Annotated in this window: 15 protein-coding genes, 1 tRNA gene and 1 pseudogene; 8 read left to right on the forward strand and 9 right to left on the reverse strand. The window is 65.5% G+C overall.

Annotation, left to right across the window (positions count from 1 at the left end):
• Positions 1-114: pseudogene (locus tag ABIC78_RS20625) on the forward strand (electron transfer flavoprotein subunit alpha/FixB family protein); the annotation flags it as partial.
• 134 nt (positions 115-248) lie between these two features.
• Here the strand turns inward: ABIC78_RS20625 and epsC are convergent.
• Together epsC and ABIC78_RS20635 are read right to left on the reverse strand one after the other, a co-directional pair.
• Positions 249-1,199, reverse strand: a complete 951-nt coding sequence (gene epsC, locus ABIC78_RS20630) for a serine O-acetyltransferase EpsC (RefSeq protein WP_051146401.1) — start codon at positions 1,197-1,199, stop codon at positions 249-251.
• Positions 1,200-1,338: 139 nt separating this feature from the next.
• On the reverse strand, positions 1,339-2,196 hold the full coding sequence (locus tag ABIC78_RS20635; protein ID WP_354491782.1) for a shikimate 5-dehydrogenase: 858 nt from the start codon (positions 2,194-2,196) through the stop codon (positions 1,339-1,341).
• Between the two features lie 148 nt (positions 2,197-2,344).
• Between ABIC78_RS20635 and ABIC78_RS20640 the strand changes: the two genes are divergently transcribed.
• Entirely contained in the window at positions 2,345-3,109 is a 765-nt protein-coding gene (locus ABIC78_RS20640; RefSeq protein ID WP_169050036.1) for an alpha/beta family hydrolase, read from the forward strand.
• On the opposite strand, the gene ABIC78_RS20645 is transcribed toward ABIC78_RS20640, so the two are convergent.
• The gene (locus ABIC78_RS20645) at positions 3,092-4,003 is read right to left on the reverse strand and encodes a LysR family transcriptional regulator (protein ID WP_354491784.1); all 912 of its coding nucleotides are present in this window, start codon (positions 4,001-4,003) and stop codon (positions 3,092-3,094) included. The genes ABIC78_RS20640 and ABIC78_RS20645 overlap by 18 nt on opposite strands.
• A gap of 132 nt (positions 4,004-4,135) precedes the next feature.
• On the opposite strand from ABIC78_RS20645, the gene ABIC78_RS20650 reads away from it, so the two are divergent.
• Entirely contained in the window at positions 4,136-4,852 is a 717-nt protein-coding gene (locus tag ABIC78_RS20650; RefSeq protein WP_354491786.1) for an SDR family NAD(P)-dependent oxidoreductase, read from the forward strand.
• 12 nt (positions 4,853-4,864) lie between these two features.
• On the opposite strand, the gene ABIC78_RS20655 is transcribed toward ABIC78_RS20650, so the two are convergent.
• A tRNA-Arg gene (locus ABIC78_RS20655) sits at positions 4,865-4,941 on the reverse strand.
• A gap of 62 nt (positions 4,942-5,003) precedes the next feature.
• Between ABIC78_RS20655 and ABIC78_RS20660 the strand changes: the two genes are divergently transcribed.
• Entirely contained in the window at positions 5,004-5,807 is an 804-nt protein-coding gene (locus ABIC78_RS20660) for a queuosine precursor transporter (RefSeq protein WP_354491788.1), read from the forward strand.
• Positions 5,808-5,849: 42 nt separating this feature from the next.
• Here ABIC78_RS20660 and ABIC78_RS20665 read toward each other — a convergent pair whose 3' ends face one another.
• Together ABIC78_RS20665 and ABIC78_RS20670 are read right to left on the reverse strand one after the other, a co-directional pair.
• Positions 5,850-6,080 (reverse strand): PspC domain-containing protein, encoded by a 231-nt coding sequence (locus ABIC78_RS20665; protein ID WP_354491790.1) that lies wholly within the window; start codon positions 6,078-6,080, stop codon positions 5,850-5,852.
• Complete coding sequence (locus ABIC78_RS20670; protein ID WP_022677250.1) at positions 6,077-6,280, reverse strand: hypothetical protein; 204 nt, start codon at positions 6,278-6,280, stop codon at positions 6,077-6,079. Before ABIC78_RS20670 ends, ABIC78_RS20665 begins: the two co-directional genes overlap by 4 nt.
• Positions 6,281-6,742: 462 nt before the next feature.
• Here ABIC78_RS20670 and rimP point away from each other — a divergent pair, with 462 nt between their 5' ends.
• From rimP to infB, 4 genes are read left to right on the forward strand one after another with little or no spacing between them, the layout of a single operon-like run.
• Entirely contained in the window at positions 6,743-7,345 is a 603-nt protein-coding gene (gene rimP / locus ABIC78_RS20675; protein WP_354491792.1) for a ribosome maturation protein RimP, read from the forward strand.
• A gap of 3 nt (positions 7,346-7,348) precedes the next feature.
• Positions 7,349-8,995, forward strand: coding sequence for a transcription termination factor NusA (nusA, locus tag ABIC78_RS20680; RefSeq protein ID WP_179563147.1), 1,647 nt, complete (start codon positions 7,349-7,351; stop codon positions 8,993-8,995).
• The gene (locus ABIC78_RS20685) at positions 8,976-9,755 is read left to right on the forward strand and encodes a DUF448 domain-containing protein (RefSeq protein ID WP_354491794.1); all 780 of its coding nucleotides are present in this window, start codon (positions 8,976-8,978) and stop codon (positions 9,753-9,755) included. Before nusA ends, ABIC78_RS20685 begins: the two co-directional genes overlap by 20 nt.
• A gap of 5 nt (positions 9,756-9,760) precedes the next feature.
• Positions 9,761-12,421, forward strand: a complete 2,661-nt coding sequence (gene infB / locus ABIC78_RS20690) for a translation initiation factor IF-2 (protein WP_354491796.1) — start codon at positions 9,761-9,763, stop codon at positions 12,419-12,421.
• Positions 12,422-12,596: 175 nt separating this feature from the next.
• Here infB and ABIC78_RS20695 read toward each other — a convergent pair whose 3' ends face one another.
• From ABIC78_RS20695 to ABIC78_RS20705, 3 genes are all read right to left on the reverse strand, one after another.
• Entirely contained in the window at positions 12,597-12,932 is a 336-nt protein-coding gene (locus ABIC78_RS20695) for an RcnB family protein (RefSeq protein WP_054131219.1), read from the reverse strand.
• Positions 12,933-13,037: 105 nt separating this feature from the next.
• The gene (locus tag ABIC78_RS20700) at positions 13,038-14,420 is read right to left on the reverse strand and encodes a cytochrome P450 (RefSeq protein ID WP_354491799.1); all 1,383 of its coding nucleotides are present in this window, start codon (positions 14,418-14,420) and stop codon (positions 13,038-13,040) included.
• Complete coding sequence (locus ABIC78_RS20705; protein ID WP_354491801.1) at positions 14,417-15,553, reverse strand: hypothetical protein; 1,137 nt, start codon at positions 15,551-15,553, stop codon at positions 14,417-14,419. Before ABIC78_RS20705 ends, ABIC78_RS20700 begins: the two co-directional genes overlap by 4 nt.
• Between the last annotated feature and the right edge of the window lie 8 nt (positions 15,554-15,561).

Genomic DNA, 15,561 nt, shown 5'->3' on the forward strand with positions numbered 1-15,561 from the left:
AAGACCATCATCGCCATCAACAAGGACGAAGACGCGCCGATCTTCCAGGTGGCCGACGTGGGCCTGGTGGCCGACCTGTTTACCGCCGTGCCGGAACTGGTGGGCAAGCTTTGAGCCGATAGATCGCTCACGGTTTCCACCACCCCCAAACCCCCTCCTCTGAAGAGGAGGGGGCTTTTTTGTGTCCCCCTCCCGCGTGCGGGAGGGGTTAGGGGAGGGCATGTTTCGGGCCCAAAGCCCGCAAACAATCAATCGCAGGGATCGCCCGCTTCCACGGTCACGCTCGCCTGCGTCTGGCGCACACGGCTGCCCGGCGGAACAGAGCGGGTGAGCCAGACATTGCCGCCGATCACCGAGCAGCGGCCGATGGTGACTCGGCCCAGGATCGTGGCGCCGGCGTAGATTGTCACGTCATCCTCGATGATCGGATGGCGCGCCTCGTCCTTGACCAGGCGGCCTTCCTCGTCGGTGCTGAAACTCCGCGCGCCGAGCGTTACGGCCTGGTAGATTCGCACCCGCTTGCCGATGATCGCGGTCTGCCCGATCACCACGCCGGTGCCGTGATCGATGAAGAAACGCTCACCAATCGTGGCGCCGGGATGAATATCGATGCCGGTGCGCGAATGGGCGATTTCAGCCAGGATGCGCGCCACCAGCGGGGCGCCCAGCTTGTAAAGCTCGTGCGCCACGCGGTGATGCAGCACGGCGGTGACGAACGGATAGCACAGCAGCACTTCATCGACGCAGCGCGCGGCGGGATCGCCGTCGAACGCGGCTTCGACGTCGCTGTCGAGCAGGCGGCGGATTTCCGGGAGGCGCGCGGCGAGCGCGGTGACGATGCGGTTGACCTCGGCATCGACAGTGGCGTTGCAATCCTGGGGATGGCTGTAGTGCAATTCCATCCGCACTTGCGCGGCTAGCAGGGGCAGGGCCGATTGCAGGCTGGCGGCAACGAAGATGTCTTCGTTGGCGGCGGTCACTTCGGCCGGGCCCAGGCGCAGCGGGAACAATGCGGCGGCCAGTACATCGATGATCCGGCCCAGCGCGTGGCGCGAGGGGAAGCCGACCGCGCCGTAATCGCCGCGCTTGCTGCGTGCATCGCGCCAGCCCTCGCGCACCCGGCGCAGGTGCGCGACAACATCGTCGATGGCAAACGGCGGCTCGGGAAATTCGACCTCGGCCTTGCCCATATCCCTCATGTCCTTCCTGCGCCTTGCCGCCGGCCGATCAGGGGCCGTCGTGGCTGTGGCGCATCATATAGGATGTGCCACAGCCACGGAAAGGGGGCCTTGCGGGAATGTTGCCAGTTGTTTGCGCGGCGTTATGCCGGCGCGGCGCCTAGAGGCCGGTCGCCGCCAGGCGCGCGGCCGTGGCATCGCCGTGGGCAAAGCGTGCGGCCTCGATCACCAGATCGGCCGACGGACGCACCCCGGTATAGAGCACGAACTGCTCCACTGCCTGAAGCACGATGACCTCGGCCCCCGAAACGACCGGCTTTCCGGCTGCCAGCGCGGCAAGGATGAACGGGGTTTGCGCCGGTTGGGCCACCACGTCGAACGCCACGTCTGCGGCGGCGATCATCTCGGCCGGGAAGGCGAGCGCCTGGGCATCGGGGCCTTCCATGCCCAGCGGCGTCACATTGACCAGCAGCGGCGCGCCGGCGACCGGCACGTCGCTGGCCCAGGCAAAGCCATAGCGTTCGGCAAGCGCCGGGCCGGCCACGGCGTTGCGCGCCACGACCGTGCCCTGGGTAAAACCCGCATCGCGCAGCGCCGCGACCACGGCCTTGGCCATGCCGCCGCTGCCCCGCAGGATGAAGGGCTGGGCCGGATCGGCGGGGCTGGCCTCGATCAACTGGCGGCAGGCGGTGTAATCGGTGTTGTAGCCGGTGAGGTGGCCGTCGTCGTTGACGATGGTGTTGACGCTGTCGATCGCGAGTGCGGAGGGTTCGAGCGTATCGAGCAGAGGGATCACCGCTTCCTTGAACGGCATCGAGATCGCGCTGCCGCGAATGTCGAGCGCGCGGATGCCGGCAACGGCCGCCGGCAGATCGCGCGTGGAGAAAGACTTGTAGATAAAGTCGAGGCCCAGTGCCTCGTACAGATAGTTGTGCAGCCGCGATCCGGCATTGCCGGGGCGGCCCGACAGCGACATGCACAGGCGGGTGTCGCGGCCGATGGGGGGCTTGTTGGGCATTGAGGCTCCTGGGGGAAGGGGCTGACGGTCGGCCCAGCCATGGCATGAATTGCCGGGGCAAGGCCAGCCTGTTGAGGCAGCTTGACAGGAGGCGGGGGTTGCCGCCAGCGCTGGCGAAACCGCAACCTCTCCCACCATGGTTTCCCGCATGATGCCACCGCTTGCGATCGTTCTGGCCGGGCGCAGCAACACCGCCAAGCGATCCGATATCCTGACCCGCGTTGCCCGCAAGTTTGGCGAGCGCGGGCAACCGGTTTTCGTGTTTGAATCCCCGCGCCATGCCGCATCGGAGGGGATCAACCGCCGCCTGGAACAGGCCCTGCCAGGCATTGCGCGCAGCACGGGCCAGGCGCTGTCGTGGCCGCGCCTGGCCGCCTGGTACGCGGTCAAGACTGCGCTGGCCTGCGCCAGCCCGCACCGGCTCGACTTTCTCATGGCGGCACTGCTGCCGCCGTGGCTGATCGCCAGCTGGGAATTGCAGCGGTTCATCGAAAGCCTGCCGCACGCACGAGTCGTGGTCGTGACCCATTCGGCCGGGGGCGTGGCTGCCACGCGGATTGCCGCGCACCCCCACGTGCAGGCGATCGCCAGCTTTGGCTATCCGTTTCGCCACCCGGAACGGCGGCGCGAAGCCTATCGCACGCGGCACCTGCGCGCGGTGGCCAAGCCGATGGTGGTGATCCAGGGTCGCGGCGATGCCTATGGCGGCGATCCCGCACAGTTCGGTCGCTTCCTTGGCCCGACATGCGCGATCGTTTCGCTCGAGTGCGACCACGAATACCATGGCCTGGACGATGGCGCGTTCGCGCGCGCCTGGGAGGCCATTGATCACGTGCATGATCTGGCCTGTCAGAAGGAATCACAAGCGCCACGGTTGGATTGCGCCACGAGCGTTTCAGGACAGACGTGTTGAAGATCGACACTGCGCGATAACGGTCTCGCGCAGCCAGCGATGCGCCGGATCGGCGTCCATGCGCGGATGCCACAGCGCGGCAACGGCGATGTCGGGTGTTTCAACTGGCAGCGCGAAGCGCACCAGCCCATCCGAGAACCATGGGTCGGACAGACAGGATTGCGGCACCAGCGCGACCAGATCGGACTCGCGTGCAATCCGCAAGGCATCCGGGAAGCCGGGCACGACGGCGACGATCTCCCGCTGCAGCCCGAGCGCTGCTAGCATGTCATCGACGGGTCCGGTCGATCGTCCGCGCCGCGACACGACGACATGCTTGGCGGCCGCATAGCGATCCGCGCTCACCGCTGCTGACAACAGGGGATGCCCCTCTCTTGCCGCGCCGATGAAACGGTCACGAAAAAGCAGCTGTGTTCGCACCTCGGGCGCAAAATCGCCGAGCACTCCGATTTCAAGGTCGATCGTTCCGTCCCGCAGCGGCCCAGCCTCCTTGATGGGCTTTGGGGCAAAGCGCAGGCGCGCATGCGGCGCGGCAGTGGCCACGGTCTTGACCAGGGAAGCGGAGAACAGCGCTATGAAGCCTTCGTTGGCGCGGATGGTGAAAGTCCGCTTGAGCGTAGTGAGATCGAGCGGCCCTTCGTGTGGTGTGAGAACATCGCGAACATCTTGCGCCAACGCATGAACACGCTCGCGCAGCATGATAGCGCGGGGAGTTGGCACCAGCCCACGGCCTGCCCGCACCAGCAGAGGATCGCCGGTCGCCGCCCGCAACCGTGCGAGCGTGCGGCTCATGGCCGATGGGCTGAGGCTCAAGCGACGCGCCGCAGCCGTCACGCTGCCTTCCGCCAGAAGCGCGTCCAGCGCCGACAACAGGTTAAGGTCAATGGTGTCCATCGCCACATGATAGGCGGCTTGGCAAACGTGGGACAGCGCGTGATGCAACAACAGTTTGCATCCTGTGCGTCTGGTGCAGCTATCGAAAGCGGAAGATGATGGTCATCAGCGGCAAAACCGAAAGGAATGACCATGTTTTCCCAAGCAATTGGCGACACCGCCGGCACGATTCTCATTGTCGGCGCATCGCGTGGCCTTGGCCATGCGATGGCGGCAGAATGTATCGCGCGGGGCTGGCATGTCGTCGGAACGGTGCGCGGCCTTGACCGCACTGCGTTGCACGATCTGGCTGATGCCCACCCAAGCCGCGTCGACATCGCGCAGCTCGACATGACGCAGCCAGCGCAGATTATGGCATTGCGCGAACGGCTGATGGGGAAGCAGTTCGACATCCTGTTCGTCAACGCGGGTACGGCCAACCACAACCAGGACGAAACCATCGCGGAGGTTTCGACCGAAGAGTTCATTCGCGTGATGGTCACCAACGCGCTCAGCCCGCTAAGGGTGGTGGAAGGCTTGCAGGATTGCGTCGCGCCAGCGGGCCTGGTCGGTGTCATGTCTTCGGGCCAGGGCAGTATCGCCAACAATGTGAATGGCGGGCACGAGGTCTATCGGGGCACGAAGGCTGCGCTGAACCAGTACATGCGCAGCTATGCGGCGCGTCATGCCGATGATGGCCGGGCCAAGGTGCTTATGGCGCCAGGCTGGATCCGCACCAGACTTGGCGGAGCCGAGGCGCCGTTCGGCATCGAGGAAACCGTGCCACAGATCGTCACCACGCTGCTCGCGCAGCGGGGAAAGCCCGGCCTGCATTATCTCGATCGGGAAGGGCGTACCGTTCCCTGGTGAGAATCGCTGGAATGGCGCGCCCTGCAGGATTCGAACCTGCGACCACCGGCTTAGAAGGCTGGTGCTCTATCCAGCTGAGCTAAGGGCGCGCACAGCCGTGCCCATAAGACGGCTTTGCCTTTGGTGCAAATGGCGATAGCAGTTCATCCCCATGAACGATCCCGCATCCGCATCGACGCCGCTTGAAAAGATCGGCGGCAAGCTCGGCGCACGCCGCCATTTCCGCTTTTTCGACTACATGATGGCCGCGTTCGTGGCGATCCTGCTGCTGTCGAACCTGATCGGCGCGTCAAAGCTGTCGAGCGTGGGCGGCTTCACCTTTGGCGCGGGCATCCTGTTCTTCCCGATTTCCTACATCCTGGGGGACGTGCTCACCGAGGTATATGGCTATGCCAACGCGCGGCGCTGCGTGTGGGTGGGCTTTTTCGCGCTGCTGTTCATGGCGGTGATGAGCTTTGTGGTGGTGGCCATGCCGCCGGCGGCCGATTGGGGCTGCGCATCCAGCGGCGATCCGCAGTTTGCCGGACTCGTGGCAAAGAGTTCGGCCGGGGCCTTGTGCCAGACCACCTATGTTTCTGTGTTCGGCAGCACCTGGCGCATCGTGCTGGCCTCGGTCACGGCATTCTGGGCCGGGGAATTCGTCAATTCCTTCGTGATGGCGCGGATGAAGGTGTGGACGGGCGGCAAATACCTGTTCACCCGCACCTGGGGCTCGACCATCGCTGGACAGGCGATCGACAGTCTGATTTTCTATCCCGTGGCGTTCCTGGGCACCTGGACCAATGCCGATGTGGTGCATGTGATGATCACCAACTGGGCCATGAAAGTGCTGTGGGAAGTGGTGCTCACGCCCGTTACCTATGCCGTGGTCAATTTCCTCAAGCGGCGCGAAGGTGTGGACGTCTATGACACCGACACCGACTTCTCGCCGTTTGCCCGCACCGCTTCGGTGTGAAGGGGTGCGGGGCGGTGCCTGAGGTGGTGTCGGCGGCCCGCATCAATCGGCGATCAACGCGATGGCCAGGTAGATCAGCAGCAGCGAGCCAAAGCCCAGCAGGGTGCCGGCGATCCAGGCCACGCGCACCAGCGTGACATCGAGATCGAGCGCGTCGGCCATGCCGGCGCATACGCCGAAGATCTTGCCGTTGACGCGGTCGCGGCGGAAAATGCTGCCACGGCGGCGGGCGGGGCGGACGGGGCTATCGTCAAAGCGCAGGTCGGTCATCATGCGATCTCCACGGCGGAAGTGGTGCCCTGGGCAGTGGCGGCCGGCGTCTGCACGGTCTGGCCGATGAGGGCGAGCGAGAGGGCGAGGGCGGCGACGGCGGCCGAGGTGCGGCCGGCGATGGAAAGCAAGGTCTGCATGGTGATTACTCCCTGAATGTGGCGCCGGATGATCGCATCCGGCCGATGTCCCTTGCTCTGCATGGGGCGTGCCAAATTCAGAAAATGGCGGTTTTCTGCGCTTTCTCTTCGCCTGTCTTGCCCGTGAACGCAGAATGAATGCCAAGGATTGGGATTATTCACCGATAATTTGGATGATGGATTTCCTGGCTGACGCGATTCGCATGCCGCGCAGCTTTGTCAGGGCGGGGACCGGCCTTCTTCCCCCTTTGGAAGGCTGGCGCCGATGCAGGCCGGGCGGGCCATGCATCAGGCGTTGCCGGAGCAATCCGGCGGTTCCCGCCTCCCTTGCGATCAAAGGCCGAGTGGCGTGGCTTTGTTCTTGCAATTTTCCGCCGCCTCCCTTATCTGCACATTCATCCCGACATTGTGAAGGCAAGAGCGGGCTGGCGCCAGACGGGGCCGGCGCGAAACTTCGTTGCTGAAACGGTGTGGCCTGAAGTGGTTTGACGCGCCGAGGGCGTGCTCGGGAGTATTGGAGACGGCATGACGGATATCGCGCGGATCATCGAGATTGTGGAGCCCGAGGTGAAAGCCATGGGATTCGATCTCGTGCGCGTGCGCCTTTACGGCAAGAGCGAAGTTGGCGACGAGGAGCACACGCTCCAGATCATGGCGGAGCGCCCCGAAACCGGGCAGCTGGTCATCGCCGATTGCGCCGGCCTCTCGCACCGCATTTCCGACAAGATCGACGCGCTGGAAGAAGCCGGCGAAATGCTGATCGAAGAGGCCTATCGCCTTGAAGTCAGCTCTCCGGGGATCGACCGCCCGCTGACCCGCCCCAAGGACTTTGCCGCCTGGATCGGTCACGAGGCGCGGATCGAGCTGTCCGAGCTGCTCGACGATCGCAAGCGCTTTCGCGGCGATCTCAAGGGTTTCGATGCCGATACCGGCACGATCTCGATCGAGGATGACGGCCAGGTGTTTGCCGTGCCGTTTGCCCTTGTCACCAATGCCAAGCTGATCCTGACCGATCGGCTGATTGCCGCCTCGCGCCCGGTGGATACCGCCGGCGTGGACGAGGAAGATTTCGAAGACGAAGACGCTTTGGCGCAAACCGACGCATTTCTTGAGGAACAGGAAGACTAAGCCATGGCCAGTGCGATTTCCGCCAACCGTGCCGAGCTGCTGGCGATTGCCAACGCGGTCGCTGCCGAAAAGATGATCGACAAGTCCATCGTGATCGAAGCGATGGAAGAAGCGATCCAGAAGTCGGCGCGCAACCGCTATGGCGCCGAGAACGACATTCGCGCCAAGCTCGATCCGCGCACCGGTGACTTGCGCCTGTGGCGCGTGGTCGAAGTGGTCGAGCACGTCGAAGACTACTTCAAGCAGGTTGACCTCAAGCAGGCCGAAAAGCTCCAGGCCGGCGCCAAGGTGGGTGACTTCATCGTCGATCCGCTGCCGCCGGTGGACCTCGGTCGCATCGATGCGCAGTCGGCCAAGCAGGTCATCTTCCAGAAGGTGCGCGATGCCGAGCGCGATCGCCAGTATGACGAATTCAAGGACCGCGCCGGCGAAATCATCACCGGCGTGATCAAGTCGGTCGAATTCGGCCACGTGATCGTCAACCTGGGCCGCGCCGAAGGCGTGATCCGCCGCGACCAGCAGATCCCGCGCGAAGTACCGCGCGTGGGTGAGCGCGTGCGCGCGCTGATCCTCAAGGTGGAGCGCCAGAACCGCGGTCCGCAGATCTTCCTGAGCCGTGCGCACCCCGACTTCATGAAGAAGCTGTTCGCCCAGGAAGTGCCCGAAATCTATGACGGCATCATCGAGATCAAGGCCGCAGCCCGCGATCCGGGCAGCCGCGCCAAGATCGGCGTGATCAGCCGTGACAGCTCGATCGACCCGGTCGGCGCCTGCGTCGGCATGAAGGGCAGCCGCGTTCAGGCGGTGGTCCAGGAAATGCAGGGCGAAAAGATCGACATCATCCCCTGGAGCGAAGACACCGCGACGTTCGTGGTCAACGCGCTGCAGCCCGCGACGGTCAGCCGCGTGGTGATCGACGAGGAAGAAAGCCGCATCGAAGTGGTCGTGCCCGACGACCAGCTGAGCCTGGCGATCGGTCGCCGTGGCCAGAACGTGCGCCTGGCATCCTCGCTCACCGGCTCGGCCATCGACATCATGACTGAGGCCGAGGCGAGCGAAAAGCGCCAGAAGGAATTCTCCGAACGCTCCAAGACGTTCGAGGAAGAACTCGACGTTGATGAAACCCTGTCGCAGCTGCTGGTGGCCGAAGGCTTCAGCGAGCTGGAAGAAGTGGCCTATATCGACATCAGCGAACTCGCCGGAATCGAAGGTTTCGACGAGGAACTGGCGGCCGAGCTGCAGAACCGCGCGCTCGAAGCGCTGGAACGCCGCGAAGAAGGCCAGCGCGAAGAACGCCGCGCCCTCGGCGTGGACGATGCCCTGGCCGAACTGCCGCACCTGACCGAAGCCATGCTGGTTACGCTGGGCAAGGCAGGGATCAAGACGCTGGACGACCTGGCGGATCTCGCCACCGACGAACTGATCGCCAAGAAGCGCAACAACGACCAGCGCCGCCGCAACGACCGCCGCGAGCGCGATCGTTCGGAACGCAGCGAAGACAAGGGCGGCGTGCTGGGCGAATATGGCCTGACCGACGAGCAGGGTAACGAAATCATCATGGCGGCACGCGCCCACTGGTTCGACGATGAACAGATGGCCGACGAAGCCCCCGCAACCGAGGAGGCCGCCGATGCGGAATCCTCACAATGACACGCTAAGCGCCCCAGGGCCGCAAGACCGCCCGGCAAGGCCTGACAAGGCTTTGCCGGAGCGGAAATGTATCCTCACCGCCCGCCACGATGGCCGGGGCGCCCTGGTGCGCCTGGCGATTTCGCCCGATGGTCTGGTTCTGCCCGATCCGTTGGCGCGTGCCCCTGGGCGCGGCGCCTGGATCGGTGTTTCTCGCGCAGACCTTGAAATCGCGCTTGCCAATGGCAAACTTAAGGGAGCGTTGGCACGCGCATTCAAAGGCGCCCCGCTGACCATTCCCGCCGACCTGCCCGATCTGATCGAACAAGGCCTGAAACGCGCCACGCTGGACCGACTCGGTATCGAGTTGCGTACCGGTAGCCTGGTGCTGGGAACCGAAAAAATCGCCCAGGCCGCGCGTTCCGGCGCGGTCGTGCTGCTGGCCCATGCCAGCGATGCAAAGGCCGATGGCGTGGGCAAGCTGGCCCAGGCCTGGCGCGTGGGCGAAGAGGCCGAAGGATCGGGAATGATGGGCCGCATCTTGCCGCTGGACCGGGCGGCGTTGTCTGTGGCATTGGGCCGCGACAACGTCGTTCACCTGGGCGTCACCGATGCGGGCGCGGCCGAACGGATTGACGGGCCATTGGCCCGCTTGATGCACTTTATCGGGGCTGCGGCACCGGAAGGTCCGCCTGGTGGCACGCCACCGGGCGAACCGGCCCCTGCTGCTGCACCGGCCGCGCATGCGGCGAATGACGATTTGGATACGAAGGGCGAATGAGTTCGATGAGCGATAGCGACAAGAAGCCGACACTGGGCCGCAGGCCACTGGGCCTGAAGACCGCAGTGGAGGCCGGAGAGGTCAAGCAGACCTTCAGCCATGGTCGCACCAACAAGGTGGTGGTCGAGGTAAAGCGCCGCAAGCTGGTGCCGGGCGGACAGCCCGCCGCGCCTGCCCCCGCTGCGCCTGCCGCAGCCCCGCGCCCGGCTGCCCCGGCCGCGCGTGCGCCGGTCGTGCCGCCGCCGCCGCCGCCGGTTTCCCCCACCGCCTCGCGCGAGACGCGCCAGGAACTGCAGGCCCGCCTGCTGCGCCAGGCCGAGGAAGCCCGCCTCGCTTCGCTGGAAGCGGCCAACCGCCGCGAGCAGGAAGAACGCCTGCGCGCCATCGAGGAAGAACGCCGCCGCGTTGGGGAAAAGGAAGCAGCAGCTGCTGCTGCCGCCCAGGCTGCTGCCGCGCCCGAAGCCGCCCCGGCTGAACCGGCTCCGGCTGCTGAACCCGCACCGGTGGCGCCCGCCGCTGCGGCGCAGCCCGCTGCTGAGCCGGCGCCTGCCGCCGCGCCAGTGGCGTCTGCTCCGGCTGCCGCGGCCGAAGAATCGGTCCAGGCACAAGCTCCCGCTCCTGCCGCAGCCGCTGCGCCGGCTGCGCGCCCGGCCCCGGCTGCTGCCGTGCCCGCGCCGCGCCGCTTTACCCCGGTGGTGGCGCCCAAGCGCCCCGAACCGGCCAAGAAGCCGGCGCATGCCCCGCGTGACAAGAACGCCAATGATCGCCGCCAGGCGGGCAAGCTGACCGTGACGCGCGCGCTCAACGAAGACGAGGGCGCTCGCGCCCGTTCGCTCGCTGCGCTCAAGCGCGCCCGTGAAAAGGAACGCCGTGCGCACTTCGCCGGGCAGACCCAGGCGCGTGAGAAGCAGGTGCGCGATGTGATCGTGCCTGAAGCGATCACCGTGCAGGATCTGGCCAACCGCATGGCTGAAAAGGCCGCGGACCTGGTCAAGGCGCTGTTCAAGATGGGCATGATGGTCACCATCAACCAGGCCATCGACCAGGATACCGCCGAACTGCTGGTGACCGAATTTGGCCACAACATTCAGCGCGTGAGCGATAGCGACGTCGATATCGATACCGCTTCGGACATCGATGCCGATACCACGCTCAAGTCGCGGCCCCCGGTCGTGGCGATCATGGGCCACGTTGACCACGGCAAGACCAGCCTGCTCGACGCGCTGCGCGGCACCGACGTGGTGCGCGGCGAAGCCGGCGGCATCACGCAGCATATCGGCGCCTATCAGATCAAGACCAAGGGCGGCGATTACATCACCTTCCTGGACACGCCAGGCCACGAAGCCTTTACCGAGATGCGCATGCGCGGTGCCAATGTCACCGACATCGTCATCCTGGTGGTGGCTGCCGATGATGGCATCATGCCGCAGACGATCGAAGCCATCAATCACACCAAGGCCGCTGGCGTGCCGATGATCGTGGCGATCACCAAGTCGGACAAGCCCGAAGCGAATCCCAAGAAGATCCGCGAGCGCCTGCTCGAACATGAAGTGATCGTGGAAGAAATGTCGGGCGACGTGCAGGACGTGGAGGTCTCCTCCAAGACCGGCGCCGGGCTCGACACGCTGATCGAAAAGATCCTGCTCCAGGCCGAACTGATGGAACTGCGTTCCAACCCCGATCGCGCCGCCGAAGCGACCGTGATCGAGGCGAAGCTCGACAAGGGCAAGGGCCCGCTGGCGACCGTGCTGATCAACCGCGGCACGCTGCATGTGGGCGATATCCTGGTGGTAGGCACCCAGTCTGGCCGCGTGCGCGCCATGCTGGATGACAAGGGCCGCCAGGTGAAGTCTGCGCCGCCGTCGCTGCCGGTCGAAGTGCTCGGCATCGGCGGCGTGCCGATGGCCGGTGACACGCTCACCGTGGTGGAAAACGAAGCACGTGCCCGTGAAGTGGCGGCCTACCGTCAGGAAAAGGCCACTGCCAAGCGCACCGCCGTTGCCCCGTCGAGCCTGGAGAACATGTTCTCTGCGCTGGCGGCCAAGCAGAGCGTCATCGAGTATCCGGTGGTGATTAAGGCCGACGTGCAGGGCTCGACCGAAGCGATCGTCAATGCGCTCAACCGCTTGTCGACCGACGAGATCAAGGTGCGCGTGCTGCATTCTGGCGTGGGTGCGATCACCGAAAGCGATGTGGGCCTGGCCCAGGCTTCCGGCGCACCGATCGTGGGCTTCAACGTCCGTCCCAACGCCAAGGCGCGCGAACTGATCGAGCGCAACAAGGTGCGGATGAAGTACTTTGACGTGATCTATCAGCTGACCGACGACATCGCCAAGGAAATGGCCGGCGAGCTGGGTCCGGAGCGCATCGAAACCGTTGTGGGCCGTGCGGAAGTCAAGGAAGTCTTCCCCGCGGGCAAGAAGGACAAGGCAGCCGGTCTGCTGGTGCTGGAAGGCTATATCCGCAAGGGCATCTATGCGCGTCTTACCCGCAACGATGTTATCGTCAGCAAGACCACGATTGCCTCGCTGCGTCGCTTCAAGGACGACGTTTCGGAAGTGCGCGCGGGCCTGGAATGCGGTGTGGTGTTGCAGGACACCAACGACATCAAGGCTGGCGACACGCTGGAAGTGTTCGAAGTGGAAGAGCGCGAACGCACGCTCTGATCTTCGGATCGGTAAACACGAAAAGGCGGCCTTTCCCACGGGAAGGGCCGTCTTTTTCGTTCATGGTGCAGGCGATTGTAGCCTGTGTCGGGCGCGGGCTGTGGAGCACGACCCTGGCACGCAAAGGGGCGGCCTTTTGCAAAGCCACCCCCGACGTGATCCGGTCGCGCGCGGATCAGAACGTATTGGCGATCACCGAGGCGATCACGCCGCTGCCGATTGCCACCAGCAGGGCATCGTTGCCCGACCGCACCCAGTGATAGCCACGCGGCGGCGCCGACAGGCGACGGTACTGGTGGTAATCGACCACGCGATAGTTGGGCGCGCGGCGGTGGTCGAAGCGCTGCCCCTTGCGGAACGGATTGGGCTTCATCTTGACCGGTCCACGGCGCATGTCCTGGCGCACGTCGTGGCGTTGATCGTGGCGCGCATCATAGTGCTGGGCGAGCGCAGGGGTGGCGGCGGGCAGGGCCACCGCAAGGGCGGCAACCGTGGCGAGAAACTTGTTCATGGCGGTCCTTTCCAAGGAAACTGACCCTGCCTCAACGGCTCAACGCCGTGCCGGCTCCCACGACAAATGTCTGACTTTGTATCGATTTTGTTACCTAATCGGCCGTCAGCGCAGGGTGAGCCGCAAGTGGATGCCATGGCGCGACCGCAGGGTCAGGCGGCTGATCGGTTCGGGCGCGGGGCCTGGGGCGGGCGCCAGGCGAAATTCGCGCAGCAGCGTGGCCAGCACGATCATCGCCTCTTGCATGGCAAAGCCCTGGCCGATGCACACGCGTGAGCCCTTGCCGAACGGCAGCCAAGCCTCGCGCGCGGCCCTGGCATTTTCGGCGCGGGCAAAGCGGCCCGGATCGAACGCGTGCGGGCAGGCCCAGTTGTCGGCGTTGCGCTGGATCAGCCAGGGTGACACCACCGCGAGATCGGCCGGCGCCATCGCCTTTCCGCGCATGATCTGCGGCGCGACGACTTCGCGCATCAGGAAGCTGACCGGGGGATAGAGGCGCAGCGCTTCCTGAAAGAGATGGCGCAGTTCGGGCAAAGCCTTGAGGTGATCGGCGGCGAGCGGGCTGCCGCCCGTGACAGCGGCGATTTGCGCGGCCAGGCGATCCTGCAGCCCCGCGTCGCCAGCCAGAAGATAACTGGCCCAGGCCAGCGCGGATGCCGAGGTTTCATGGCCGGCGAGGAAGATCGTACCAAGCTGATCGAGCAGGGCCTCGCGCGAAAACGGTGCGCCGCTATGCGGATGGCGCGCATCGAGCAGCGCATCGAGAATATCGGCCGGGGGCAAGGGCTGATCCACATGCGCGCGCGCTGCCATCCGCGCATCGACGAGCGGGGCAAACAGCATGCGGATAGCGGCGGCGGCCTGGGACAGCCGCTGGCGCCGGCGCATGAGCGGCAGGCGGTAGAGGCGCAGCATAGCATAGCGCTGGGCATGGCGCTGATAGCGATCAAAGGCGGCAAAGACCGTTTCAGCCGCATCGGCGGGCAGGCTTTGTGAAAACAGCGTGCGATAGATCACGTCTGCCGTCACCGCCGTCATCGCCTGTTCCATATCCACCGGCCCCCGCGCCGCCGCCTGGCGCAGGTTCCCGGCCATATCCTGCGCAGCGGCACGCATGGCCGGCCAGGCGCGGCCAAGGCCAGCCTGGGCGAAAGCGGGATTGATCATCGCGCGCTGCGCCTGCCACTGCGCGCCATTGGCAGAAAACACGCTTTCGCCCATCAACGGGCGCAGCAGTTCGGTCATCAAGCCGTGCTTGGGCCACGGGCAGTGGCGTTCTTCCAGCACATCTCGCGCCAGGGCCAGGTCGTTGATCACGAAAAAGCGCAGCAGCGGAAAGCGCACCGTGCCCATTTTCATGCGATAGGATTTTTCGAACAGCGTATGGATCCAGCTGCCCCAGCCGATCACGAAACGGCGCAGCAGGCCCGCCTTGCGCCGCAACGGCGTGGGGAAAGGCGGCACGGCCAGCGCGGGCGGCTCGGTCATGCGCGCGATACCTGGCGAAAGGCGGCGATACTGGCGGGGAGTGGCTGGTCGCTGCAGGTGAGGCCCAGGTAATCGAGCGGTGACGGGCGATCGAGCCGACGCAGATAATCGAAATGGGTGAGATACTTGTCCTTGCGCCGCGCAGCATAGGTCCGGGCATCGCAAAACGCGAACCAGCGCGGGGAAAGCTGTACCAGCCCAGCGTGGCGGGCTGGCGCGCAGCCCAGCCAGGGATCGACCAGCGGGGTGGCTGCGCCATCGGTAGGCGAGCCTATGTCGAGCCAGGCAAAGCGGCCCTGCGCCAGCGTGGCCATGGTGTCGGCAAAATCTTGCGCATCGCGGCGAGAGGCAAGCATCGGCAGGCTGGCCCCCAGCGTGACCAGCGCCACGCGCGAAGGCAGCACGCCGCCGTGGCGGGCGAGCAACCTGGCAATGACGCCCGCGGCCAGAACGGCGCCGTTGGAATGGCTGACCAGCAGCACCTCGTCCCACGGCGGATCGGCGGCCAGCGCGCCGTCGATGGTATCGGCAAAGCGATCGAGCCGGGTGGCGAGTGCCGGATCGCCACGCCCGGCGGCCAGGGCATCGTTGAAGATGATGAACTGCACCAGCCAGCCGATATGGCCGCGCCCCCCGAGCATCAGCGCCAGCACGGCGGCAAGCACCAGCCCGAACAGCGGTGCCAGCCAGGCCTGCCCGATCAGCATGGCAAGCAGCGCCGCACCCAGCCCGGCCAGCAGTGGCAGCACCAGCAGCGCCAGCGCCGGCAGGAACAGCGCCACGCGGCTGCCGTGCGGCACGCGGCGTAGGCAGGCAAGATCGGTCTGCCACAAGAGGCGGACATAGGCGCGGGCGCTGGCCAGCAGCACGCGCAGGCCGCCCCTGATCCAGGCGCGGCGCACGATATCGTCCCACGCCAGGACGTGGAAAGCGCTGGTGATCGTGGTGGCGGCATCGGCAACCGTCCAGGCAGTGTCCCCATCACCGGCGGCGTGCCGCGCCGACAGGATCAGGGAATTGCCTGCGCAATCACGCGCATTGTGCGTGGCGATCTGTTGTGCGAGCAATCCATGATAGAAACGCGCGCCCCTCGGGTCGAAACCACCAATATAGAACACTTTGCGCTTGAACATTGCCCCAT

Source organism: Novosphingobium sp. 1529, from assembly GCF_040544855.1.
GTDB classification, from domain to species: Bacteria; Pseudomonadota; Alphaproteobacteria; order Sphingomonadales; family Sphingomonadaceae; genus Novosphingobium; species Novosphingobium capsulatum.

Excerpts from the sequence above, each read along its gene's own strand:
- ABIC78_RS20660 (WP_354491788.1), top strand. The coding sequence starts at position 5,004 with ATGAACGATCCCGCATCCGCATCGACGCCGCTTGAAAAGATCGGCGGC.
- epsC (WP_051146401.1), bottom strand. The coding sequence starts at position 1,199 with ATGAGGGATATGGGCAAGGCCGAGGTCGAATTTCCCGAGCCGCCGTTT.
- ABIC78_RS20700 (WP_354491799.1), bottom strand. The coding sequence starts at position 14,420 with ATGACCGAGCCGCCCGCGCTGGCCGTGCCGCCTTTCCCCACGCCGTTG.
- ABIC78_RS20670 (WP_022677250.1), bottom strand. The coding sequence starts at position 6,280 with ATGCAGAGCAAGGGACATCGGCCGGATGCGATCATCCGGCGCCACATT.
- nusA (WP_179563147.1), top strand. The coding sequence starts at position 7,349 with ATGGCCAGTGCGATTTCCGCCAACCGTGCCGAGCTGCTGGCGATTGCC.
- ABIC78_RS20695 (WP_054131219.1), bottom strand. The coding sequence starts at position 12,932 with ATGAACAAGTTTCTCGCCACGGTTGCCGCCCTTGCGGTGGCCCTGCCC.
- rimP (WP_354491792.1), top strand. The coding sequence starts at position 6,743 with ATGACGGATATCGCGCGGATCATCGAGATTGTGGAGCCCGAGGTGAAA.
- ABIC78_RS20640 (WP_169050036.1), top strand. The coding sequence starts at position 2,345 with ATGATGCCACCGCTTGCGATCGTTCTGGCCGGGCGCAGCAACACCGCC.
- ABIC78_RS20665 (WP_354491790.1), bottom strand. The coding sequence starts at position 6,080 with ATGATGACCGACCTGCGCTTTGACGATAGCCCCGTCCGCCCCGCCCGC.
- ABIC78_RS20635 (WP_354491782.1), bottom strand. The coding sequence starts at position 2,196 with ATGCCCAACAAGCCCCCCATCGGCCGCGACACCCGCCTGTGCATGTCG.
- infB (WP_354491796.1), top strand. The coding sequence starts at position 9,761 with ATGAGCGATAGCGACAAGAAGCCGACACTGGGCCGCAGGCCACTGGGC.
- ABIC78_RS20650 (WP_354491786.1), top strand. The coding sequence starts at position 4,136 with ATGTTTTCCCAAGCAATTGGCGACACCGCCGGCACGATTCTCATTGTC.
- ABIC78_RS20705 (WP_354491801.1), bottom strand. The coding sequence starts at position 15,553 with ATGTTCAAGCGCAAAGTGTTCTATATTGGTGGTTTCGACCCGAGGGGC.
- ABIC78_RS20645 (WP_354491784.1), bottom strand. The coding sequence starts at position 4,003 with ATGGACACCATTGACCTTAACCTGTTGTCGGCGCTGGACGCGCTTCTG.
- ABIC78_RS20685 (WP_354491794.1), top strand. The coding sequence starts at position 8,976 with ATGCGGAATCCTCACAATGACACGCTAAGCGCCCCAGGGCCGCAAGAC.